General features: G+C 58.8%; 15 protein-coding genes, 1 tRNA gene and 2 rRNA genes. 12 read left to right on the forward strand and 6 right to left on the reverse strand.

All coding sequences use genetic code 11. The features are described 5' to 3' along the window. Window positions 1–32: 32 nt before the first annotated feature. From B1781_RS02885 to B1781_RS22705, 9 genes are all read left to right on the forward strand, one after another. Window positions 33–2,872, forward strand: a 23S ribosomal RNA gene (locus B1781_RS02885). Between the two features lie 101 nt (window positions 2,873–2,973). Then, window positions 2,974–3,089: ribosomal RNA gene (rrf, locus tag B1781_RS02890) — 5S ribosomal RNA — on the forward strand. A 166-nt stretch (window positions 3,090–3,255) separates the two neighbouring features. Further along, window positions 3,256–3,810, forward strand: coding sequence for a hypothetical protein (locus B1781_RS02895; RefSeq protein ID WP_078118237.1), 555 nt, complete (start codon window positions 3,256–3,258; stop codon window positions 3,808–3,810). Next, window positions 3,807–5,633, forward strand: a complete 1,827-nt coding sequence (locus B1781_RS02900) for a M61 family metallopeptidase (RefSeq protein WP_078118238.1) — start codon at window positions 3,807–3,809, stop codon at window positions 5,631–5,633. Before B1781_RS02895 ends, B1781_RS02900 begins: the two co-directional genes overlap by 4 nt. Next, window positions 5,603–6,631 (forward strand): bifunctional biotin--[acetyl-CoA-carboxylase] ligase/biotin operon repressor BirA, encoded by a 1,029-nt coding sequence (gene birA / locus B1781_RS02905; RefSeq protein ID WP_078118239.1) that lies wholly within the window; start codon window positions 5,603–5,605, stop codon window positions 6,629–6,631. Before B1781_RS02900 ends, birA begins: the two co-directional genes overlap by 31 nt. After that, the gene (locus B1781_RS02910; RefSeq protein ID WP_078118240.1) at window positions 6,628–7,374 is read left to right on the forward strand and encodes a type III pantothenate kinase; all 747 of its coding nucleotides are present in this window, start codon (window positions 6,628–6,630) and stop codon (window positions 7,372–7,374) included. The genes birA and B1781_RS02910 overlap by 4 nt, the downstream gene beginning before the upstream one ends. After that, window positions 7,375–8,388 carry a hypothetical protein gene (locus B1781_RS02915; RefSeq protein ID WP_078118241.1) on the forward strand — a complete coding sequence of 338 codons (1,014 nt, stop codon included), beginning with the start codon at window positions 7,375–7,377 and terminating at the stop codon, window positions 8,386–8,388. A 79-nt stretch (window positions 8,389–8,467) separates the two neighbouring features. Continuing rightward, window positions 8,468–8,543, forward strand: a tRNA-Thr gene (locus tag B1781_RS02920). A gap of 407 nt (window positions 8,544–8,950) precedes the next feature. Beyond that, window positions 8,951–9,295: a hypothetical protein gene (locus B1781_RS22705; protein ID WP_125931845.1), complete on the forward strand. Its 345-nt coding sequence runs from the start codon at window positions 8,951–8,953 to the stop codon at window positions 9,293–9,295. Window positions 9,296–9,362: 67 nt separating this feature from the next. On the opposite strand, the gene B1781_RS02930 is transcribed toward B1781_RS22705, so the two are convergent. The 3 genes from B1781_RS02930 to B1781_RS02940 all read right to left on the reverse strand — a co-directional run bounded on the left by B1781_RS02930 (window position 9,363) and on the right by B1781_RS02940 (window position 15,612). Then, a complete protein-coding gene (locus tag B1781_RS02930; RefSeq protein WP_078118243.1) occupies window positions 9,363–12,824 on the reverse strand; it encodes an acyl-[ACP]--phospholipid O-acyltransferase in 3,462 nt (1,153 codons plus the stop codon). Between the two features lie 107 nt (window positions 12,825–12,931). After that, window positions 12,932–13,534: a rhombosortase gene (gene rrtA, locus B1781_RS02935; RefSeq protein WP_078118244.1), complete on the reverse strand. Its 603-nt coding sequence runs from the start codon at window positions 13,532–13,534 to the stop codon at window positions 12,932–12,934. Next, a complete protein-coding gene (locus B1781_RS02940; RefSeq protein WP_078118245.1) occupies window positions 13,531–15,612 on the reverse strand; it encodes a VIT and vWA domain-containing protein in 2,082 nt (693 codons plus the stop codon). Before B1781_RS02940 ends, rrtA begins: the two co-directional genes overlap by 4 nt. A 258-nt stretch (window positions 15,613–15,870) precedes the next feature. Here B1781_RS02940 and B1781_RS02945 point away from each other — a divergent pair, with 258 nt between their 5' ends. Then, window positions 15,871–16,602 (forward strand): helix-turn-helix domain-containing protein, encoded by a 732-nt coding sequence (locus B1781_RS02945; RefSeq protein ID WP_078118246.1) that lies wholly within the window; start codon window positions 15,871–15,873, stop codon window positions 16,600–16,602. 14 nt (window positions 16,603–16,616) lie between these two features. On the opposite strand, the gene B1781_RS02950 is transcribed toward B1781_RS02945, so the two are convergent. The 3 genes from B1781_RS02950 to B1781_RS02960 are packed head-to-tail and all read right to left on the reverse strand — an operon-like array spanning window position 16,617 to window position 21,844. Next, window positions 16,617–18,659 carry a sensor histidine kinase gene (locus B1781_RS02950; protein WP_078118247.1) on the reverse strand — a complete coding sequence of 681 codons (2,043 nt, stop codon included), beginning with the start codon at window positions 18,657–18,659 and terminating at the stop codon, window positions 16,617–16,619. Then, window positions 18,656–21,361 (reverse strand): diguanylate cyclase domain-containing protein, encoded by a 2,706-nt coding sequence (locus tag B1781_RS02955; protein ID WP_078118248.1) that lies wholly within the window; start codon window positions 21,359–21,361, stop codon window positions 18,656–18,658. The genes B1781_RS02950 and B1781_RS02955 overlap by 4 nt, the downstream gene beginning before the upstream one ends. A 3-nt stretch (window positions 21,362–21,364) precedes the next feature. Continuing rightward, window positions 21,365–21,844 (reverse strand): response regulator, encoded by a 480-nt coding sequence (locus B1781_RS02960; protein WP_078118249.1) that lies wholly within the window; start codon window positions 21,842–21,844, stop codon window positions 21,365–21,367. Window positions 21,845–22,153: 309 nt separating this feature from the next. On the opposite strand from B1781_RS02960, the gene B1781_RS02965 reads away from it, so the two are divergent. Next, window positions 22,154–22,453: a TusE/DsrC/DsvC family sulfur relay protein gene (locus B1781_RS02965; RefSeq protein WP_174575397.1), complete on the forward strand. Its 300-nt coding sequence runs from the start codon at window positions 22,154–22,156 to the stop codon at window positions 22,451–22,453. Between the two features lie 345 nt (window positions 22,454–22,798). Beyond that, entirely contained in the window at window positions 22,799–23,164 is a 366-nt protein-coding gene (locus B1781_RS02970) for a response regulator (protein WP_078121892.1), read from the forward strand. The last annotated feature ends 21 nt before the right edge of the window (window positions 23,165–23,185 follow it).

Here is a 23,185-nt window from a genome sequence, read left to right on the forward strand (position 1 = left end):
TTTATGTAATTCCAGAGTTTTTGGGGTTATATGGTCAAGTGAATAAGCGCATACGGTGGATGCCTTGGCGGTAGAAGGCGATGAAGGACGTTGTAGCTTGCGATAAGCCTCGGGGAGTCAGCAAACAGACTTTGATCCGGGGATTTCCGAATGGGGAAACCCACTCTTTTTGAGTACCACTTTTGTGGGGCGAACTCGGGGAACTGAAACATCTAAGTACCCGAAGGAATAGAAATCAACCGATATTCCCTCAGTAGCGGCGAGCGAACGGGGAACAGCCTATCTAGCAGTGATTAGTGGAACGATCTGGAAAGTTCGGCGATACAGGGTGATAGCCCCGTACACGAAAAGATCTGCATGAGATATCAAGTAGGGCGGAGCACGTGAAACTCTGTCTGAAGATGGGGGGACCACCCTCCAAGGCTAAATACTCTCTACCGACCGATAGTGAACCAGTACCGTGAGGGAAAGGCGAAAAGAACCCCGTTGAGGGGAGTGAAATAGAACCTGAAACCGTATGCGTACAAGCAGTCGGAGCCCGTAAGGGTGACGGCGTACCTTTTGTATAATGGGTCAGCGACTTACTTCTCAGTAGCAAGCTTAACCGAATAGGGGAGGCGTAGGGAAACCGAGTCTTAATAGGGCGTTTAGTTGCTGGGAGTAGACCCGAAACCGGGCGATCTAGCCATGGCCAGGTTGAAGGTGGGGTAACACCCACTGGAGGACCGAACCGGGATCTGTTGAAAAAGATTCGGATGAGCTGTGGCTCGGAGTGAAAGGCTAATCAAGCCCGGAGATAGCTGGTTCTCCTCGAAAGCTATTTAGGTAGCGCCTCGTGTATCACCTCAGGGGGTAGAGCACTGTTTCGGCTAGGGGGTCATCCCGACTTACCAAACCGATGCAAACTCCGAATACCTGAGAGTGCAATCACGGGAGACACACGGCGGGTGCTAACGTCCGTCGTGGAAAGGGAAACAACCCAGACCGCCAGCTAAGGTCCCTAAATCACAACTCAGTGGGAAACGATGTGGGAAGGCACAGACAGCCAGGAGGTTGGCTTAGAAGCAGCCACCCTTTAAAGAAAGCGTAATAGCTCACTGGTCGAGTCGGCCTGCGCGGAAGATTTAACGGGGCTTAAGTTGTGTACCGAAGCTGCGGATGCCGCAAGGCATGGTAGAGGAGCGTTCTGTAAGCCGTTGAAGGTGTGCTGTAAGGCATGCTGGAGGTATCAGAAGTGCGAATGCTGACATGAGTAACGATAAGAGGGGTGAGAGGCCCCTCCGCCGAAAGCCCAAGGTTTCCTGCGCAACGCTAATCGGCGCAGGGTTAGTCGGTCCCTAAGGCGAGGCAGAAATGCGTAGTCGATGGAAATCAGGCTAATATTCCTGAACTTTTTGCATGTGCGATGGAGGGACGGAGAAGGCTAGGCCAGAACACAGACGGTCTTGTGTATCTAAGCGCGTAGGCAGATTTCTTAGGCAAATCCGGGAAATCAATGCTGAAACGTGATGGCGAAGGTTCTACGGAACCTGAGTGGTCGATGCCATGCTTCCAGGAAAAGCTCCTAAGCTTCAGCATGCAGAGAGCCGTACTCTAAACCAACACAGGTGGGCAGGGTGAGTATCCCAAGGCGCTTGAGAGAACTCGGGTGAAGGAACTAGGCAAAATAGTACCGTAACTTCGGGAGAAGGTACGCCCCTGGCGGTTTACGCTGCTGGGGGCCGCAGTGACCAGGTGGCTGCAACTGTTTATTAAAAACATAGCACTCTGCAAACTCGAAAGAGGAAGTATAGGGTGTGACGCCTGCCCGGTGCCGGAAGGTTAATTGATGGGGTTAGCTTATGCGAAGCTCTTGATCGAAGCCCCGGTAAACGGCGGCCGTAACTATAACGGTCCTAAGGTAGCGAAATTCCTTGTCGGGTAAGTTCCGACCTGCACGAATGGCGTAATGATGGCCACACTGTCTCCACCCGAGACTCAGTGAAATTGAAATCGCAGTTAAGATGCTGCGTTCCCGCGGCTAGACGGAAAGACCCCGTGAACCTTTACTACAGCTTTACACTGGACTTTGAACCTATTTGTGTAGGATAGGTGGGAGGCTTTGAAGCCGGATCGCTAGATTCGGTGGAGCCAACCTTGAAATACCACCCTGGTATGTTTGAAGTTCTAACCCAGGCGTTACAGCGCCGGGGACAGTGTATGGTGGGTAGTTTGACTGGGGCGGTCTCCTCCCAAAGAGTAACGGAGGAGCACGAAGGTACCCTAAGTACGGTCGGACATCGTACGGTTAGTGCAAAGGCATAAGGGTGCTTGACTGCGAGACAGACATGTCGAGCAGGTACGAAAGTAGGTCTTAGTGATCCGGTGGTTCTGTGTGGAAGGGCCATCGCTCAACGGATAAAAGGTACTCCGGGGATAACAGGCTGATACCGCCCAAGAGTTCATATCGACGGCGGTGTTTGGCACCTCGATGTCGGCTCATCACATCCTGGGGCTGAAGTCGGTCCCAAGGGTATGGCTGTTCGCCATTTAAAGTGGTACGCGAGCTGGGTTTAGAACGTCGTGAGACAGTTCGGTCCCTATCTGCCGTGGGCGTTTGAGAATTGAGGGAAGCTGCTCCTAGTACGAGAGGACCGGAGTGGACGATCCTCTGGTGTTCCGGTTATCACGCCAGTGGTATTGCCGGGTAGCTATGATCGGACAGGATAACCGCTGAAAGCATCTAAGCGGGAAGCCCCTCCCAAGATAAGTTCTCACTGGACTCTTGAAGTCCCTAAAGGGCCGTTGAAGACTACGACGTTGATAGGCTGGGTGTGGAAGTGCAGTAATGTATGAAGCTAACCAGTACTAATTGCCCGTGAGGCTTGACCATATAACGCCCAAAATCTTTGGGCGAAGCGAAACTGACCCAAAGCGTCTGATCGATCAAACCGAATGCTTGCTCACCGCGTAAGCGATGAGCACAACAGTTTGCCTGGCGGCAATAGAGCATTGGAACCACCTGATCCCATCCCGAACTCAGAAGTGAAACGATGTATCGCCGATGGTAGTGTGGGGTTTCCCCATGTGAGAGTAGGTCACTGCCAGGCTTTAACCCAAAAACCCCGGTCATGAAAATGGCCGGGGTTTTTCTTTTGTTGCGCATGTACCGATGCCACTTCACGCTGGATTACAGCGACGAACTGAGGACGGCGCCCATCGTGCCCGCTCGGTATATGTTTGAATCGAGCAACGCTCTAACTGGTTGATGTCGAAATGAAGTTCGCTGCGCTACGCTTGGTCAAGTTCTCGGCGGTCTCTGTTTTAGCCTTCATTGGCGTGGTCGCCGGGCTGGGCGGCTTAAATCTCTATACCTACCACCGCTTCACGGAAGAAACCAAGGTTGCCTCGCTGGATTTTGAACAGCTCGGTGAACGCCTTTATGCCGTCACCTTGACGCCGCAACAGGGCCAGCCACTCAAGTTCCAGTTGCGCGGTGACGAATGGCAACTGGATGTCCGTATGATTAAGTGGACCGACTGGTTGACCTTCCTGGGGGAGAGCCCGCTGTATCGTCTCGACCGTATCTCAGGCCGCTACATTGCGATCGACGAAGCACGCGCTAAAAAGCCCCAACTGTTTGATCTGCGGGAAGATAGCGGCATCGACGTATGGTCGTTTGCGCGTGAAGCGGGCGAATGGATTCCCGGCGTAGATGCTGCTTACGGTTCGAGTGTCTACCTCCCGATGCGCGACGGACAGCGGTATGATGTCTGGATTTCACGCACCGGGCTGCTGGCCCGCAAGAGCATCGAGGGGAGTCCTGGTTGAATAGCGACATACGGTACGACATCGTTGCCATGGATTTGGCGGCGCACGAGTTCGTGTTACGTATGGAAATCAAACAGCCGCTGCCGGATAAACAGCAGCTGACGTTGCCGGCCTGGATACCCGGCAGCTATATGATCCGTGACTTCGCCCGCAACGTAACTGAGATATCCGCGTCAGACCGAGAGGGTCCGGTCGACCTGATCAAACTGGACAAGCAAACCTGGCAGGCAGCTAGATGCAGCGGTCCGCTCATCATCGATTACCGCGTTTATGCGTTCGATTTGTCCGTGCGCAGTGCCTTTCTCGACCAACGACGTGCCTATTTCAATGGCACCTGCCTATTTATTTGCCCGGCTGGGCGCACAGATTTCGCGTGGCAGGTCCATATCTCCGATCCCTCTCACCAAGCGACATCTGCCTGGCGGGTTGCCACGACGATGCCCGCGGACGATGTCGACGGGGGCGGCTTCGGTGTTTACGCAGGTACAGGCTACGCGACACTGATCGACTACCCGGTTGAGATCGCCGATTTTGATCAAGCCGAGTTCCAAGTTGGCAGCACGCCGCATCAGATGGTGTTCAGCGAACCGGGCCGCTACGACCTCGATCGAATCGCAGAAGATGTTGCTCCGATCTGCGCCGAGCATGCGGCGATGTTTGGTGAACTGCCGGTCGATCGCTACCTTTTCATGACCCTTGCAACGGCCGACGGCTACGGTGGTCTGGAGCACCTCGACAGCACCAGCCTGATCTGCAAACGGTCCGACCTTCCGGTGCCCGGCGCGGGTAAGCCCGAGAAAGGCTATCGGCAATTTCTCGGGCTATGCAGCCACGAATATTTTCACTTGTGGAACGTGAAACGCATCCGCCCCGCGGTGCTGGCGGCGACCGACCTTAGGTCAGAGGCGCATACCGAATTGCTGTGGGCGTTCGAAGGCATTACGTCGTACTACGACGAATTGGCGCTGGCCCGCTGCGGCGTGTTGTCCGACCAAGACTATCTGGACCTGTTTGCCGGCACGGTGACACGGGTGCTGCGCTCTCCGGGACGTGTCCGTCAATCCGTTGCCGAATCGAGCTTCGACGCGTGGACCAAGTTCTACAAACAGGACGAAAACGCTCCCAATGCCATCGTCAGCTACTACACCAAAGGCGCGTTGGTCGCGTTCGGTCTGGATATGCTGCTGCGCCAGCGAAGTGCCGATCGTGTATGCCTGGACGACTTGATGCGGCTGTTGTGGCAGCGATTCGGCAAACCGGGCATCGGTGTACCTGAGCGTGGCATCGAGCCATTGGTTGCCGAACTGCTCGGCGAGTCAGTACAGGACTTCTTTGCCAGCTACGTCTATGGCACGACACCGTTGCCTCTGGGTGACTGGTTTGCACAGGTCGGTGTCGGCTACCGCGAACGTCCGGCCAAAGGTGCCGACGATCTCGGTGGCTACAATCAAGACGGCGTCGACCACGCTGGCAAGCCACATCTGGGGGCGCGTTTCGAAGGCCAGGCCATCGGCATCAAACTGATCCAGGTGATCAGCGGTGGTCCGGCGCAGCGCGCGGGACTGTCGCCGGGTGATATTGTCGTTGCGGTTGACGGTGAACAGGTCAACTCGTCGAATCTGTCCGAATTGTTGGAGCGCATAGGAGACGGCGAAGCCGATGTGCATTTCTTCCGCCGCGGTCGACTCAATCAGGTGAGCCTGCGCCCCGACTCCGCTCCCAACGATACCTGCGAGCTATGGTTGCTTGCTGACGACATGATCGATCACACCACCAAGCAGCGCCGCACCGCGTGGCTATCATCCAATCAGTCAAGCAACTGATACGCATCGAGATGCCATTTCGCGATCCGCTCTTGCAACGCCTTGCAGATGGCAAGTTTCATTCGGGCCAACAACTCGCCGAAGCGCTCGGCGTGTCTCGAACCGCGATCTGGAAGCAGATCCAGGGGATCGAGGATGCGTTCGGGCTGAGCGTGCATGCGGTGCGAGGTAAGGGCTATCGGCTGGGCTCGCCGTTAGAGCTATTGGATGAACAACAAATCCGGGCGCAACTCGGACCGGCGACGTCAGCCAAGCTGGAGAGTCTGGGCCTTCTCACCTGCACATCATCGACCAACAGCCACGCGATTGAACGCTTGCCTGAGTCCAACGGGCGCGCACGCGTTTGGTTGGCCGAACATCAGACCGCCGGCCGAGGACGCAGGGGACGGCAATGGGTCTCTGCCTTCGGTAAGAACCTTTATATGTCGCTCGCATGGCGCTTCGAATTGCCGATGACGGATCTTGCCGGGCTGAGCCTTGTCGCGGGCGTGGTCGTGGCCGAGGTACTGCATGAACTTGGCTTGCGCGGCCATTCGCTCAAATGGCCAAACGACGTGTTGATCGATGGACGCAAGCTCGCCGGCATTCTGGTCGAGGCATCGGGTGAGGCCGGCGGCCCTGCGGTCGCCGTCATTGGAATTGGTATCAATGTCAGCCTGCCGGCTGGAGCCGGTGAACGTATCGATCAGCCGTGGGACGTCCTCGAAAATCACTGTGAGACGCCGGTATCGCGTAACCGCCTTGCCGGCATGATGGTTGACCGGCTGATCGAGGCCTGCAGCGCTTTCACCCATGAGCGACTGGCGCCATTCGTGTCGCGTTGGAGTGCGTTCGACGCTTACCTGGGGCACGACGTAAAGGTTGTGAAGGGAGAGCATATTACCGAAGGCATCTATCGGGGCATCGCAGCGTCCGGCGCTATGCTGCTCGACAACGCGAACGGGCGCAGCGAACACCATGCCGGAGAGGTCAGTCTGCGCCGGCTGAGCGAATCATGAGCGCTTTGCTATTTGATCTGGGCAATTCCCGCTGGAAGCTTGCACGAGCCGACGGCGACGACATCGGTTCAGTCGTTTATGGCGCTTACGGCGATGACGCAGCGCTGCGTTCGGCCGTTATGCGCGAAAGCGGCGGCGTCAGCGCGATCTGGCTGGCCAGTGTGGTTGACCGTTTGACCACGATGCGGACGATCGCGATGCTCGAAGAGATGTTCCCGATGTCGGTGCAGACGGTCAAATCAACCGATCCAATGCCCAATGTCGTATCCGGTTATCACCACCCAGAGCAGCTGGGCATAGACCGTCTGCTGGCGATGGTCGCAGCGCGCGCAGCCACGTTACAGCCGCTGTGTGTGGTGGATGCAGGCACTGCCACGACGATCGACTTCGTCGACACGGAAGGACAGCATCTCGGCGGTTTCATCATGCCGGGCACCAAGATGTTTCGCGACTGCCTGCTGGCCAATACCTCGATACCGCGCGATGAACGCGTCGAAGACGGTGCAATTGTCGGCCGCGATACGCCCACCGCGGTTGCATTGGGCGGGCTGTATGCCGTTGCGGCAACTGTTGAGCATTTCGTTCGAGGCGATACCAGCCTGTTTACCGGCCAGACTGCGCATGTATTTGTTGGTGGAGGTGATGCCGAGCGTTTTCTCGACCTGCTTCCCCAGCCATGCACTAAACTAGACCACTTAGTGTTGCGAGGGCTTGCTGTGATTGCAGCGGACGGAGATTCCTAAGTGCGCTGGTTTGTCGTATTTCTTCTGATTGCCAACATCATTCTCTTTATCTGGGTTCAACAGCATTCGCAGTCTGATTCCGCGTCAAAAACACAGGCGTTGCCCGAAGTGGGGCGATTGCGCTTGATGTCCGAATCGGCCGAGCAGGAACAGGCCAAATCCTCGAAGCGGGATGAATCGCCGTTGATCGGCACCCAGGATTACTCCGGGTCTGCGGCTGAGTCCGACGATGATGACGCTGGCCAACGCGCGACGCTGGCGCAAGCAGAAGCGAGAGCCGAGGAGAACGAGCCCACCGTGCCGCAACCGGATGGACGTGCCGTGCCCCCCGGCGATGACCTGCAGGTGGCGCCATTGGCCGATGCCGGTCCGCCTCCAGAGCAGGTGGCCAAGGCTCCCCAGACTGAGCCCCAGGTTTTGCCTGAGCCTGTAGCCGAAGAGACGGCCGACGTCGATCAGGCCGACGCGCCTGAGGTAACGCAGGTTGAGGAGGTAGGGGCCGGCAGCATCGCCGAGCCACCTGAGCCCGAATCACTGCAGCCGGCGCCGGACGCGGTTGAACCGGTATGTGCCAGGATCGGCCCGTTCGTTGCGGAAGATGCCGACAAATTGCTCAAATCGATGCCGCGGTTCGTTTCCCTGATAGAAGACTCGAGCGAGAGTACCGCTGTCGTTACCGGCTACTATGTGCTGATTCCACCTCTTCCATCACGGGCGGATGGCAACAGCATGGTCAAGCAGTTGGCCGACAAGGGCATCAAGGATACCTTCCTGTTTCGTTCCGGCGCGCTGAACAACGGTATTTCACTCGGGCTCTTCAAACGCGAATCGAACGCGCGACGGCATGCGAAGAACGTTGTCGGAAAGGGGTTCGGTGCTGAGGTGCGTGAACGTAAATCGACCCAGGAGCGACGTTGGCTGGTCCTCAAAAACGAGGAAGGCGGGGAGTGGGCTGACACCCTCCCGCTGCCCGAGGGCGTGGAGACCCAGTCGCGAGCTTGTCCGGCAGATTGATTGACGCGGGCTTCGCGTGTTCGCAATAGACTTTTTTGCTAGAATCGCGCCGTCTCAGGCAGCAAGCCGTTTCATTGTCGCTGGCGTAGCTCAGTAGGTAGAGCAGCTGATTTGTAATCAGCCGGTCGGGGGTTCGATTCCTCTCGCCAGCTCCATTTCTTTCGCGGCGTATCCCGTTTCTTCGCGATTCGTTTCGTCTGAACCAACCCCTCAACGAAAACGGCATCCCTCGTTTTCTGGCAGAATTCCCCACGAATTTCGCAAACCGAGGCTGACGTCAGTGCAGACGGGCTCTGGTTCCAACCAAATTGACGGCGCGACGGCGCATCGCACGGTACGTGCAGGCAGGTATCTGCTGAGTTGTCTTTGCGGATTGCTGCTGTGGCTGCCAGCCTCAGGGTATCCGTCGACACCTGCCGTTGATGTTTGTCTCGATTATCACTGTGATGCCACTGCCAATGCGGTCTTATCCGCCGATGAATGGCTTGAGATTCGCCGGGCGTTCGCCGAGGTTGGATCGGCAGAAAGCGAGCGCGAGGCCATCGCCCGTGCAATTGGGCTGATGGAGCGTTTTGTCGGCGATAAGGTCGGTACGGCGGACGATGCGCCGATGAACGAAGCGGACTCCGGTGAGCGCGGGCAATTGGACTGCATCGCCGAGTCGACCAATTCAGCGACCTATCTGCACTTGTTCGACCGGCAGGGTTTGCTCAAAGCCCACGACGTGGAGCAACGGGTGAAGCGGACGCGCTGGTTGTTCGCGGTGCATTGGACGGCAGTAATCAGAGACCGCACGAGCGGCCAGCGGTTCGCGGTCGACTCGTGGTATCGCGGTAACGGCGAACCGGCGATTGTGCAGCCGCTCGAAGAGTGGCGGCAGGCTTTGAACGAACCGGTAATCAAATGACGCGACACACCTGCACCCGCTGACGCTCCGGTAGGCAGCCCACCCAAAGCGTCATTCGCGGGCATGCTCAGGCGGCCTTGCTCATCTCTTCCAGCACGTATGCCTTGGCAGCGTTGAAATCGGTCTTGCCACTACCCAGTGTCGGAACCGCATCCACGGTGATGACCTTTGAAGGGATCGTCAGTGCGTTGCATTCGGCCGCCAGCAGCATCTCGCGCAACTGCTCGGTCGTAACGTCCGAGGTCGTCAGCAGGATGATCTGTTCACCTTTCTTTTCATCTGGAATGGCGACGGCGACCATCTCGACCGATTCATCGTCGATCGCTTTGCGCACTTGTTCCTGAACCACGGACAGGCTGATCATCTCGCCGCCGATCTTGGCGAAGCGCGAATAGCGGTCGACGATGGTCAGGAAGCCGTCCTTGTCGAGGTGGCCCTTGTCGCCGGTCTTGTACCAGCGCTGTCCGTCGATCTCGACGATCGCTTCGGCGGTACGTTCAGCATCCTTAAGGTAGCCTTTCATTACCTGCACACCGCCGATCAGGATCAGGCCGTCTTCACCGGCCGGCAGGCTTTCAAGTGTCTGCGGGTTGACGATACGGAAGCTGGTGCCCGGCAGCGGCATGCCGACGGTGCCTTCCTTGCCGCCCACCTGCACCTTCCAATACGCGGTATCGATGCGGTCGGGCAGGTTCACGCTGGCCACCGGTGTGGTCTCGGTTGTGCCATAGCCTTCGTAGATCGGTTTGTTGAACTTGCTGCTGAAGGCCGCGCGTACATCGGGGCTCAAGCGTTCAGCGCCGGCGACCACCACGCGCAGCGATTCGAGCATCAGCGGGTGAACGCGCTTGTTACGCGCATACAGGCGCAGGAAGGTTGAGGTACCGCACAGCATGGTCACCTTGTGCTTGGCGATCGCCTTCGCCGCGTTCAACGCATCGGTAGGGTCCGGGTGGCAGACCATCGGTATGCCTTCAACCAGGGCCATGAAGGTGGTCACGGTCAAGCCGAAGGCGTGGAACAGCGGCAGGCTCGACAGCACCCGGTCATCTTCCCGCGTATCCAACACGTCCGATACCTGGGTGAGGTTCGCCATGATGTTGGTATGCGTCAGCTCGACACCCTTGGGCTCACCTTCGCTACCGCTCGAGAACAGGATCGCTGCAGTGCTTTCCGAAGATACCTTCTTGATGAACAAGGCCTCGAGCACCGATGCAGGCAGCAGATACACTGCGGCGAGCATCATGACGTTGGCCGCCTTGCTCATCTGCGGCATCAATTCTTCGAGGTAATACACTTCAACGCCTGCAAACACCTCGCTCAGATCGATGCCTTTCTTGGCAAGCTTGTCCATGAAGCGCTTCGACGTGTACAGCGAGCGCATGCCGGCCTTGCTGACCGCCGAAGCGATCGCGGCCGTCGTGCTCGTGTAGTTCACGTTGACCACGGTCTTGCCGGCTGCCAACGCCGCCATGTTGGCGATCGCCCCCGCGCTGCTCGCGGGTAGTAGTATGCCGATGTTCTGCTCGGGGCTCTGCGCGCGAATCACCTGCGACAAGCGCAGCACACCGGTTGCAAAGCGGTAGTGGCTCATCGGTTTGCCGATGGTGTCGGTCACAGCGATATCCGAACCGAGTCGTTTTGCCGTCGCCAGCCACGCCTCCGGCAGGGTCGGCATCATCGTGACATGGGTCTGCCATGCCGACACGGACATCTCGCTTACGGCCTGTTTGACCTGCGGTGCGGTAGCGTCGATCGGCAGCGGTTCGCCGAACGCGACGATCACGTTGCGTGACAGACCGCGGCGTCGGTTGATCTTGAGCTTTTCAGCAGCACGCGAGAAGCGGCTGCCCCACAAACCCCGCAAATAGAACGGCAGGATCACGCCTTCGGCATCCTTGGCCGCCTGTTCGAATCCCTTGCGGAACTCGCCGAGCTGGCCGCTGCGACTGATCGCGCCTTCCGGGAACAGGCAAACGACCTCGCCATTGCTCAGCGCCTCGCCGACCGCCGACAGCGCCTCGCGGCTGCTGCCGCTCGAGATCGGGATCACGCCGAAGAAGTCGAGGAACCAGCGAAGGTACCAACGCTCATAGATGCTGCGTTCCATGACGAAGCGCACCGGACGTGGCGAGGCCATCTGCACGATGGCCCAGTCGAGCCAACTGATGTGGTTGCCCAGCATCAGTACGCCGCCTTCGGCCGGAATATTGTGCAGGCCCTGCACATTCAGACGGTAGTGCGTGGCCATAACACGCGAGACGATCACGCGCACCAACGACTGCGGCAGCTTGTACAGCGTGTAGATGCTACCGACCAACGCGATCACGGCCAGCATGACGATCATGCCGGTGGCCGACGAATGCTGCAGGGCGGCGAACACGGTCAGGCCGAGGAACGTCAGCATAACGACGTTCTGCACCAGGTTGTTGGCTGCCAGCACCTTGCCGAGCTGATGATCGCGGGCGTGGAACTGGATCAGCGCATTCAACGGCACTAGGAACAGGCCACCGAGGAAGCCGATCAGCAGGAAGTTGAGGCCGTGGAAAGTAACCGAACGGATACCGGGCATCAGCACTAATGCCGCACTGATACCGAGTGCCGCGACCGGGATCAGGCCGGTCTCGATGTAGGCGCGCGACACGCGGCTGGCGACCAGCGAACCGAGGATGATGCCGATACCGCTACACGCCAAGAGCCCCTGGATCACCACAGTGTTGTCGATCGCCATCGTATCTTTGGCGAACGCCGGGAACACGGCCAGAACCACCTGCGAGATTGCCCAGAACAGCGACAAGCCGATCACCGACAGGCGGATCACCGGGCGGTCGAGCGCGATTCGCAGGTTGCTGGTCAGCGAGCGGGCCGTCTTGTACGACTGCCATTCGAAGCGCAGCTCGGTCCGGGTGGCGCGTTTTTCCGGCAGGCGGTAGGTAAACCAGACTTCGATCAGACTGCCGAGAACCAGCCACCAGCCCACCGATGCGGTATAGGGGAGCAGGTCCTGCGCATTCTGGTAGGTATGCCCTGCGAGGTTGCGCTCGAACAGGATCGAAAATACGAAGATGCCGCCGAGGATCGCGGTCGTGGTCACCGCCTGAACGGCGCCGTTGGCGGCCGCGAGGCTTTCTGTTCCGACCAGCTCACGGATGTAGCCGTATTTAGCCGGTGACAGGATCGCGCTTTGCACCGCCAGCAGGAACGTCATGGCGAACGCCATCCAGAACCAGCCCTGGTAATAGCTCAACGTGATCATCAGGGTCAGGCCCACCGCCACCCAGGCGCTCAGGCGCATGACCTTGTTCTTGGCGAATTTGTCCGACAGGTAACCGGATGGGGTGAACAGCAGAACGAAGGGCAGTAGGATCAACGCGTTGACGATGGCCGTCAGGATGATCTGGGTCTCACCGTCGTAGACCTTGAACAGCGTGTTCTGGATGATGATCTTGTGGCCGAGGTCGACGAAGGCATTGAGGAATGCGGCCGCCATGAAGGCCAGAAATCCGGTGATGCGAAACAGGGAAGTCATCGTTGGGGTTCCGTCCGATTGTTGTCGAGTTGTCTGCAGCCTAGCCGTGTCCTGGGGCTGCTCGAAGTAAAACAGAAAAAGTCGCACTGGGTGCGCGAGTGGGTCGCCTATTCTGCAACCTGTCTCAACGAGACGCCGGCTGCCACCGCGAGCACGCCGGCGATGGCGCCGGCCAGATGTGCCTCCGGTACGCTCGGCCAGGCGGTGTGTGTCAGCACTGCCTGTTGCGTTCCCAGTTCGACGATCAATTTAATGGCGGCAACGAAGGCGGTTACTGAAACGACCGGGTGCCGGGTGCGGCGCCACGCTGCGTACAGAACGGGTACCAGTAACGTGTTGAGAACACCCGACAGGCCGCAGTAGTAGTCTAGCCCGGGGAGCAGGAACCAGACTCCCAGATCCACGGCCAATGTGCCCAGCAGCAGGCCGATGAGCAGACCACGGCGGCTGCTGTGTTCCAGCAATCCGCCGAGAACGGCGAAAGCGCCGAGATTCCAGGCGAGGTGAGCGGCATCGCTATGCACCCAGTGGGCACTCAGCAGGCGCCACCATTCACCCTGATCGATCGCAGCGCGATCGAACACCCAGAATTCGGGTGCCGGGCCGGCGAGCACAAAGCTCAGCGCCGCCAGCCCGACGAGGACAGAAGTCAGCCAGGGCAGCTTGGCGCCACCCTGGTCGACGTCGGCATGGTTGCCGTGCGGGCTCATGCCTTACGCGTCGACCGCGCCATGACCCACACCAGGGGCAACAGCATCAGCAGGCTCCAGGGGCCGAGCGCGCCACCGCCACTGCGGTGGCTGGCCCTTGACGACGAGTACATCGGCTGCTGGGTATCCACCCGGCGCGACGGAGCCGCGCGCTGCGCCCTTGCCTCGCGTGCGGCCTGCTCGGTTGCCACACGTGCCTGGTTGTCGCGCTTGATGCCGTGTTTGGCGAAGATCGCGTCATCGACGACCAGCATCGAGGTGTAGTCGGTGACCAGGCCATACTCAACCGCCAGATCCGTGATCGCCTGCTTGAGGTCGGGCTTTTCGCCGAAATCATGGATCTCCTGATGCATGTCTTCGATGGCGGCAAAGGCCCACAGGCGTTCGATTTCAGGGTTTTCGGTGGCGGTCGCCGGAAAGGCGAACCGGGTGGCGTAGCGTTTCGCTTCGCCCGACACCTTACCGTCGATCGCTACATCGGCCATCCCATCGCCCCAATAATGCCCGAACACAACCAGTTGCTGGCCGCGGTACAGGCTACCGATGCGCTTGGGCGTGAGGTCTGCGACCTTCAGTCCCTGGATGTCGATCGCAACGTCGTGCAGCGCCTCGTGATTGACCTTGCTGGTGGCGGTCAACAGTTGGCCGACGATGTCGTCGCTGTTCGATATGCTCAGCGCGAACCCGTTCGACTCGCGGGTCATCAGATCGAGCAGCGGACGGTTGGCGCTGTTGCCCATGACCATCGTGAACAGGCGGACATCTTTCTTCTGCACCAGGTCGATGAACTTGCGATTCTCGACCTCGCCGACATTGGCGACGCCATCGGTGACCAACACGATGCCGCTGGTACGATCTGAGTCCAGCGAATCGAGGCCGAGCGACAGGCCGGCATACAGGTTGGTGCCGTTGTCTGGCGAGACCCGCGCGACCTTGTCGCTGAATTGCCGCACGTTCTGTTCGTTGACCACCACGAATCCCGGCGTCAGCTCACGTGCGCGATCGTTGAACAGCACGATGCGAAAGCGATCGTTGGGTGGCATCTGGCGCAAAGCGCGTTCGATGCCGTCCGCCAGAGTGGCGTACTTGCCTTGCATCGAGCCCGAGATATCCAGTACGAAGACCCAGTCGCGGCCTTCGGCGATCGGCTTGAGGTCGTCGCCCGGCGTTACCACCAGCATGAAAGTGCCGCGACCGTTGGCGTCGGGCTTATGCGCGATCATATCGACGCTGCCCGGCAGTCCGGCTTGATGCCGCCAGTACACCACCAGGTCTTTGTCCAGCTCGAACGCCGATTGCGTAGCTGACGAATTGGCGGCAGCCTGGTTTGTTTCGTTCAGGACTGCGGCATCCTCACGGGTCAGTGCGGCGGTCACGGCCGTATTGTTCAGGCGGATCTGCCAATCGCCGTTGCCGAGCTGTTGCGTGATTGCATTCGGGCGGCCCGGCAGGCGGACAGCCTCGACCGGTGATGCCGAGCGTACGGTGACCTCGAAGCTGAAGTTGTCGCTGACCGTTTTGTTCGCGGTCCAGAACGCGAGTTTTTGCTCGTCAACACCGCCTTCCTCGAGTGGATAGACATAACGGCCGATTCCGGTATCCACATGCGCCGGTTGCAGGTACACCAGTCGAATGCGGGTGTCGTTCTGCGCACGCACGGGCGACACGAATACCTCAAATGTCTTGTACCCATCTTTCTCGGTCAGGCCGGCGTCATTGCCTGCCGCCTTCTCTTCCTCGTAGATTTTGCGCGCCTGTTGTTTCTCCAGGACCTCGCCGACGACCGGTTTGCCGTCGATCCACATCGTGAACTCGCTTACCGCTCCCTTTTCCGGGACCGGAAAGCTGTAGTTCGCCTCCAGGGGGGTGGCGTGCGGGTTGTGAAAGGTCTGATCAACGGTCGTGATGGCGTAGCCGTCCTCGATCACGACGTTGACGTGGTGTTCTTTGATCGTCAGCGGCGGAATGCTGCCATCGGTAGGAGACAGGAGGCCGGCAGCGAAGGTGTCGCTACCGACGGCGCAAGCGAGTATCAGCGCCGTCGCCGCCCATGTGCGGAATGTGTTGATTGATTGCATTTTGATGTTCCTTCTCAATCCTTGGTAAATGCCGGTGCTCTTGCGTGCAGCCCAGAAGCCGGTCCGCATTCAGCGTTGAAGATGCGCTCGCCCACTGCAATCAATCTGGAAAAAGTCGCTTTTGGCACCCCTTGAGGGTGCGCGAGGTGATACCTTCACAATCGAACGAGGGTGCGAAGGCTAGGATTCGCCGGAGTGCCTTGCCGAAGACCGACAGAGCCGGTGGCTCGGCGGGAAGATCACCAACAGGGGCAGTGCATGCCGCAAACACAGCAGCTCATCGATACACTCAAGCACGCCTTGAAGGCGCAGAAGCGCACCTACGCCGACGTGGCCAAGGTGCTGGAACTGTCGGAGGCGAGCGTGAAGCGCCTGTTCTCGGACAAGAACATCTCCCTGCTGCGTCTCGAGCAGATCTGCCAGCTGCTCAATATGGAGATCTCCGACCTGGTGCAGTTGATGAATCAGCGCTCGCAGCACATCTCGCAGCTAACGCGCGAACAGGAACAAGAGATTGCCGGCGACCGTATTCTGCTGTTGGTGACGGTTTGCGCGCTCAATCGCTGGACTCTGGCCGACGTTCTCGACCACTTCAATATCCGCGAGGTCGATGCCATTCGCTGCCTGACTCGGCTCGACCGCTTGAAGATCATCGATCTGCTGCCGGGCAATCGTATCAAGTTGCTGATTTCGCCGACGTTCCATTGGCTTGAGAACGGTCCGATCCAACACCTGTTTCACGGGCGCTTGCAGAATGACTTCTTCGACTCGCGCTTCGACCGGCAGAACGAGAAACTGCTGGTCGTCAACGGCATGCTGTCGCGCAAGTCCAACGCTGTGCTGCAGAAGAAGATGGAGCGCCTCGCGCGCGAATTCGCCGAGCTCAACGATGACGATGCGGGATTGCCCCTCGACCAACGGCACGGTGTCACGATGGTTGTCGCTATGAGCGACTGGCGTTTCGGCCTGTTCGCCGATCTGCGGCGTTGAACGTCCGACTTCGTTCAGGAGTCAGCGCGTACAGCCGGCAGCCGCAACGAGAAACGACTGCCTTCGCCCGGCGAGCTTTCGACGCTCAGACTGCCGGCATGGCGTTCGGCGATTCTCTTGCAGATGGCGAGCCCCAATCCGGTGCCGGGGAACTGGTCCCGTGTATGCAGGCGTCGGAACGGTTCGAAGACTTCGTTGTAGTCGGCGGAGTCGATGCCTATGCCGTTGTCTTCGACACGAACCTCGACAAACGGCTGGCCGGTTGCATCGGTGCTTGATTTCGATCGGATCGCTATCTTGCATTCGCGATCGGTGCGTCTGAACTTCAACGCGTTGGAGATCAGGTTCTGCAGCAGTTGACGAATCTGTGTGGCATCGGCAAACACCGAATCGTTGACGTCAACCGTGATCGCCGCTCCGTTTTCCTGGATGGAGAACGACAGGTCGCTGAGAATCTCGTCGATCAGACCCTTCAATCCGACCTGTTCGAACGGTCGGCCGCGCGTCGTCACCCGCGAGTACTCCAGCAGTCCTTCGATGAGTTCGCCCATGCGCTTGGCGGCATCGACCATATAGGTGATGTACATGCTGCCGTCACCCTGTACCTTGTCGGCGTATTCGAGTTCCAGCAGTTGGCCGAAAGAAGAGACCTTGCGCAGGGGTTCCTGCAGGTCGTGCGATGCGACGAACGCAAAGCGTTCGAGATCCTGGTTTGATCGTTCGAGGTCTGCGGCCTGGCGTTCGATCTTCTGCCTGGCGGCGACGAAGTCCGAGATATCGTGCACGATACCGACGAACATTCTGCTGTCCTGTTCGTGCAGCTCGCCAACCGACAGCGCCATGGGGAAAGTACTGCCGTCTGCGCGTCGCCCGGCCACTTCACGGGCCGTTCCAATGATTTTGCTTTCGCCCGATCTGAAGTAGTTCCGCAGATAGTTGTCGTGCTGTGAATGATAGGGCTCCGGCATCAGCATGTTCACGTTCCGCCCGAGGCACTCGGTTTCCGCGTAACCGAACAGCCTCTCGGCCGCTATGTTCATGCCGATGATCCGACCTTGTTCATCGATTGTAATGAGGCCGTCCACCATCGTATCGACGATAGCGCTGAGTAGCGATTCGCGCATGGCGAGTCGTTGGTTGAAATTGCTCTGACGTTTGCGCTCGGCGCGCATGCCGACCAGCATGATGCCGAGGCTGCCGACCATGAACGCGGCAAAGATAGCGAACGTCTGGTGACGCATCCTGCGTTTTTCCTCGGCCAGCCAGCTGTAGTTCGGCCGGGCGAGGAGGGTCCAGCGGGAGTTGGGCACCGGCAGTGAAAGCGACCATTCCTTGCGTTCGTCGTCAGTCAGCCGGAGAGGCCGCTGCAGTTTGTCGCGCGCGCCGGAGGAGGTTATTTCGATCAAATTCGGATCATCGGTCAGCGCCAGTATATAACGTCGACCACTGGTCTCACTGGCTGCCAGCAACTCTGCGATCGCCGTCGGTGGCACGCTGATAAAGAAGATACCGCGACGCCCATTGGCCAGCGTCCAGTGTGTCATCAAGTCGATATGGTAGGCGTGCGGTGTCGGGTGAATCTCGGACACCATCGCGCTCTCGGTCAGCGGATCTTTTTTCGAAAATTCATGGATTCTCGCCCGGCACACGTCACCGATCAGGCCATCGAAGTCCTCGAGTTTCGGCGAACCGGACTCATCCGCCAGGGTGAATGTGAAAACCTCGGGAAAGACGCGCTGAATGTGCTGAAAGAAGTCGTCGCGTGCGCGCCAATCGAAGGGATTGTCGACCAGGTGTTGGATCTCGTCTCTGCGATCGGCGGCGATCAGTGCCAACAGCGCGGATTGCTGCGTCATCGAGCGGCTGATCAGTGAGCGCAGCGACAAGGCTTCGGCGCGAATCTGTTCTGCATCGGCCTGGACCACCAGTGCGACCCGCTCATGCTCGACCCACCAGAGCAGGAACGCGATAGCGATAACCACACCCCCGCCCAAGGTCACCAGGAAGCGAACCGGCGAAGCGTGCTGCGCCTCCTGGTTGCGCGACAGGAGCTTCAAATACTCCTCCGCGAAGAGGGTAAAACGATGCCGTATTTCTCGGCCAGCTGCGCGAGTTCCATCGGCTGGTCGATCAGAAAGCCCTGTAGGCAGACATCTTTGCTCTGAGTGAACATCTTGCGCTGGTGTTCGGTTTCCACGCCCTCAACGACGATGCGGAAACCGAGTTTCATGGCCAGTTCGATCAAGCTGTTGACGATGATGCGATCACGATCTTCGCCCGGCAGGTTGCTGACGAAGGAGCGGTCGATCTTCAGCTTGGAAACCGGCAGGTGGCGCAGATAATTCAACGATGAATATTCGGCGCCGAAGTCGTCGAGTGTGGTGCGCACGCCAAGATCGGTCAGGCGGTTGATCTGTTGCAGGGTTTGGTACAGGTCGTTGGAAAGCGCGGATTCGGTGATCTCGATCTCGGGGATCGTGTCGGTCAGCCCGTACTCATCGATCATCCAGCCGACCGAGCTCGCGTAGTCCATACTGTTCAGCGTCTCGACCGATACGTTGAGGCTGAAGCGCAGGTCCGGGTAGCGCGTTCGGGCGCGCGGCAACCAGTCGCGGCATCTACGGCAGACTTCGCGCAACACCAGGTTGTCGATCTGCGCGATCAGGCCGGTCGATTCGGCGACGGCCATGAACTCCGACGGCGGCAGTAATTCCGTCGATCGGTCCCGCCATCTCAGCAGCGCCTCTATGCCGATCAATTCATTGCTGCCGGCATCGACGATCGGCTGATAGAGCAGGTGGATCCCGGCCTCGTTCATCGTACTGCGCAGCAGGGCTTCGGTACGCGTGCGATGGTCGGCCGCGCTGCCGAGGTTCGGCGTATAACCCACAATCGGCGCCGAAACTACGTCTTTGGCGTGACGCAGGGCCAGGTCTGCGGCGCGCATCAATGCCGAAGCGTCTTCGCCGTGATCCGGGCACTGAGCGATGCCGACTTTTACCGAGATGTTGACCACGCGGTCGCCGACCTTGATCGATCTGCACAGATAGCTGCTGCGGTTCTTGAACAGCTGGTTGATCTCGCTGATGTCCTGGTTGCCGTACACCAGCAACGCGAACTCGTCGCCACCCAGGCGGGCAATGAAGTGTTCATCGCCCAGTTGTTCTTTCAACCGGTTGCCGAACACCCGCAATACTTCGTCGCCTGCCAGGTAGCCAAGGGTTTCGTTTATCGATTGGAAGTTCACCAGGTCGACGATGACCAGGCTGAACGGCTGAATGGGCGACTCGTCGGGCGACAACAGCATGCCGAGGCTGGCTTGAAACTCTCGCCGGTTGGGCAGGCCGGTGAGCAGGTCGGTATTTGCCAGCTGCGCGCGCTGCAATGCCTCCTCGTTCTGTTGCTGCAAGGCATGCCGCTCGATCGCATAGCGAACAGCGCGCGGCCAGAACTGGAGGTCGGAGAATGACTTGCCCAGAAAATCCTGTGCGCCAGCTTTCAGCGCATCGATGGCGCAAGGGTCACCGGTGGTGCGGGTCAGGACAACGATCGGCAAGTCGTTCACCGCTTTATGCAGACGTCGCAGGGTATCGATCCCCGAACTGTCGGGCAGGTTCAGGTCGAGTAGTGCTGCGTCGTAGTGATTAAGACGTGCGGCATCGATGGCATCGACCAATGTCGATACCGCGGTGATCTCGAACCCCCAGTCTTTCGGCATGGTCTTGCGGATCAACCAGAGATCCTGATCGTCGTCCTCAATCAGCAGGATGCGCGTGCAATTGACCGCCTGGGGCACCGGTCGCACCTTGCGCATTCCCGGGCGGCTCGACGACGTCGACGTGGTCAAGGTCTCGCCGGTGAAAACCTGGATTCGATTGCCGCCCAGTGTCTTCGCCTGGTACATGGCGATATCGGCATTGCAGACCAGTTTGGCGGCGTCCTGACCATGATCGGGGTAAATGCTGATACCGATACTGGCCCCTATCTTGACCTCTACCGGACCCACGACGGTTTCGACCCGGTAAGGCGAGGTTATCTGCGCCATCATCCTGGTTACCCGACCGCTTGCGGTGTAAGCGTCGCTGATGGTCGGCATGATCCACGCGATCTCATCGCCGCCCAGGCGGGCGATCATGTCGGACTTGCGAATGGTGGCCGTCAGGCGTTCGGCCAGTTGCTTGAGCAACTGATCACCCGCGGCGTGCCCATGGATATCGTTGACCGGCTTGAATCCATCGAGGTCGAAGAAGGCGATGGCAAACTTCTCACCGCGCCGCCGGGAGGCTTCGAGCGTGTGGTCGAGATGATTGGCGAACAGCGTGCGGTTCGGCAGCTTGGTCAGCGGGTCGTACAGTGCCGCCTGCTGTGCCTGGTTCCACAAGCGGTGGCGGACCAAGGCGTGCGACAGGATCTGCTTGAGGCGTTCGGTCTCGATCTGCGACTTGGGAAGGTAGTCCTGCGCCCCCGCAGCCACGAGTTTCGGACCGAGTTCCACGTCGTCCACCCCGGTCAGTACGACGACCGGCACATCGGCTGAGATCTCGACCAGCTGTTTGACGGCATCGATCCCGGTGCTGTCAGGCAGATTCAGGTCGGTAACGATCAATTGGCAGGGGTTGTTACCTAGCCATTCGCGTGCCTCGCTGAGCGTACCGGTGCAGGCGATCTCGAAACTACCTACGCGCTTGAGAAACTTGGTGACCAGAAAGCGGTCCTGTTCATCGTCTTCAACCAGCAGTAGGTGAATGAGCTCTTGCATCGATCAAGTGCAGTGCGAAGGTCGTCGTGCGACGTCTTTCCAGAAATGGAAGAGGGTCAGCAATGCCTCGGTGAACTCGGCGAAATCCGGATGTTTGCTGACGAAGCAGTTGGCGCCATGGCCGTATGCGAAGTCGATGTCCTCCTGGCTGGTGGAGGTTGATAGTATGCTCACCGGCAGGCAGCGCAGCCGGACATCGCGCTTGATCTGCAGCAATGCCTCCCGGCCGTCGAGCTTCGGCATGTTCAGATCGAGCAGTATGAAGTCGATTGACGCATCGGCCGGTGGGGCGAGCAGCAGCTCGATCAGCTCGTAGCCGTTCTTTACCCACAAGAGGCGGACGGGAAAGCCGGATTTTTCCAGCGCTTTGCGTGTCAGCACCACATCGCCATAGTCATCGTCGGCGATAGCGCAGACGAAACACGGCGGCGCGTCGTCAGCGGCGTCGCGGTTTATGTCGATCGTGGAGAGGTCGTAAGTCATTTTGTCGTGCGACGGCGCAACAACGCGTTATGCCCTTTTGATTGTTGTCAGATTGGGGGCTTTTCCCTCTCGGGAATTAACGGCGTAAAGACTATCATCTTTAGAGACAGGCAAGGATTCGGCGCCGGGCGGCGCTACGCCGAATGGGAATGCCTACCAGGAGATGCCCCTGGAGGGAGACTCTAGCGGCAGCGAGCGACGTATCGGATGACGTCGAAACCCTGCAATCTTCGTGGGGTAATCGGATTACGCGACTCTATCATTGGCGGCTAATAAACATTGCATTCGGAAATATCAGGAGTAAGAACGATGAGTGTGGAGATTCCCGAACGTGACGGTGATGGTTATCTGCTGAGCATGAATGACTGGACGCCGGAGATCGGCAGGGCGATGGCTGAGGAAGACGGTATCGAAATCGATGACGTGAAATGGGACCAGATCCTGAAGGCACGCGAGTATTACGAAGACGAGAACGTCGTGCCGCCGATCCGCAAGTTTGCCAAGTACATCGGCCAGGACCAGAAGGAGATCTTCAAGATGTGGAAGACCGGTCCGATGAAACCGATCACCAAGTACGGCGGCCTGCCCAAGCCGACCGGCTGCGTCTGACGCAGATTGAAGGATGTTCGCCGCGCGCCAGGGGCGCGTGGCCATGAATCCCCGAAAACCGCAGATCCGTCAACGGGCTGCGGTTTTTCTTTGCCGCCTTCGACAGCCATTCGGGCGCTACCGCCAGCCCCCCGTATCGGCGCTAATACCACGCCAGATACCCGCTAAATATCCTCGCTGCAGCGCCTAAAGAATCCGCCTCGAACGTCGATACCGCCTAGAACCGCGCTGCGTCTGCGAACCGCTATCAGGCTACACGCTGCAGGCATGCGCTTGGCACTTCGCCAGCTTCGTCCGCTGTCGAATGGAAACGTATCAGCTGAATTCAACGAGGAGTTCGAGAATATGGCAGCAAGTATCCTGGCTGTAGATGACTCAGCATCAATGCGCCAAATGGTCGCTTTTACCCTCAAAGGTGCAGGCTATGACGTCGTCGAAGCTGCTGACGGCGTAGAAGCTCTGAACATCGCAAAAAGTCGCTCGGTCAATCTGGTTATCACCGACGTCAACATGCCCAACATGGATGGCATCTCGCTGATCAAGGAACTGCGCACCCTGCCCAGTTACAAGTTCACGCCGTTGCTGATGTTGACCACGGAATCCGGGGCCGACAAAAAGCAGCAGGGCAAAGCTGCCGGCGCCACCGGTTGGATCGTCAAGCCGTTCAATCCGGACCAATTGCTGAACACCGTCAAGAAAGTTTTGAGCTGATCGCTCGAACCGGTCAAACCG

This window comes from Thiosocius teredinicola, from assembly GCF_002009425.1.
GTDB classification, from domain to species: Bacteria; Pseudomonadota; Gammaproteobacteria; order Chromatiales; family Chromatiaceae; genus Thiosocius; species Thiosocius teredinicola.

Excerpts from the sequence above, each read along its gene's own strand:
- B1781_RS02895 (WP_078118237.1), top strand. The coding sequence starts at position 3,256 with ATGAAGTTCGCTGCGCTACGCTTGGTCAAGTTCTCGGCGGTCTCTGTT.
- B1781_RS02965 (WP_174575397.1), top strand. The coding sequence starts at position 22,154 with ATGAGTGTGGAGATTCCCGAACGTGACGGTGATGGTTATCTGCTGAGC.
- B1781_RS02970 (WP_078121892.1), top strand. The coding sequence starts at position 22,799 with ATGGCAGCAAGTATCCTGGCTGTAGATGACTCAGCATCAATGCGCCAA.
- B1781_RS22705 (WP_125931845.1), top strand. The coding sequence starts at position 8,951 with ATGGAGCGTTTTGTCGGCGATAAGGTCGGTACGGCGGACGATGCGCCG.
- B1781_RS02940 (WP_078118245.1), bottom strand. The coding sequence starts at position 15,612 with ATGCAATCAATCAACACATTCCGCACATGGGCGGCGACGGCGCTGATA.
- B1781_RS02910 (WP_078118240.1), top strand. The coding sequence starts at position 6,628 with ATGAGCGCTTTGCTATTTGATCTGGGCAATTCCCGCTGGAAGCTTGCA.
- B1781_RS02955 (WP_078118248.1), bottom strand. The coding sequence starts at position 21,361 with ATGCAAGAGCTCATTCACCTACTGCTGGTTGAAGACGATGAACAGGAC.
- B1781_RS02930 (WP_078118243.1), bottom strand. The coding sequence starts at position 12,824 with ATGACTTCCCTGTTTCGCATCACCGGATTTCTGGCCTTCATGGCGGCC.
- rrtA (WP_078118244.1), bottom strand. The coding sequence starts at position 13,534 with ATGAGCCCGCACGGCAACCATGCCGACGTCGACCAGGGTGGCGCCAAG.
- B1781_RS02945 (WP_078118246.1), top strand. The coding sequence starts at position 15,871 with ATGCCGCAAACACAGCAGCTCATCGATACACTCAAGCACGCCTTGAAG.
- B1781_RS02960 (WP_078118249.1), bottom strand. The coding sequence starts at position 21,844 with ATGACTTACGACCTCTCCACGATCGACATAAACCGCGACGCCGCTGAC.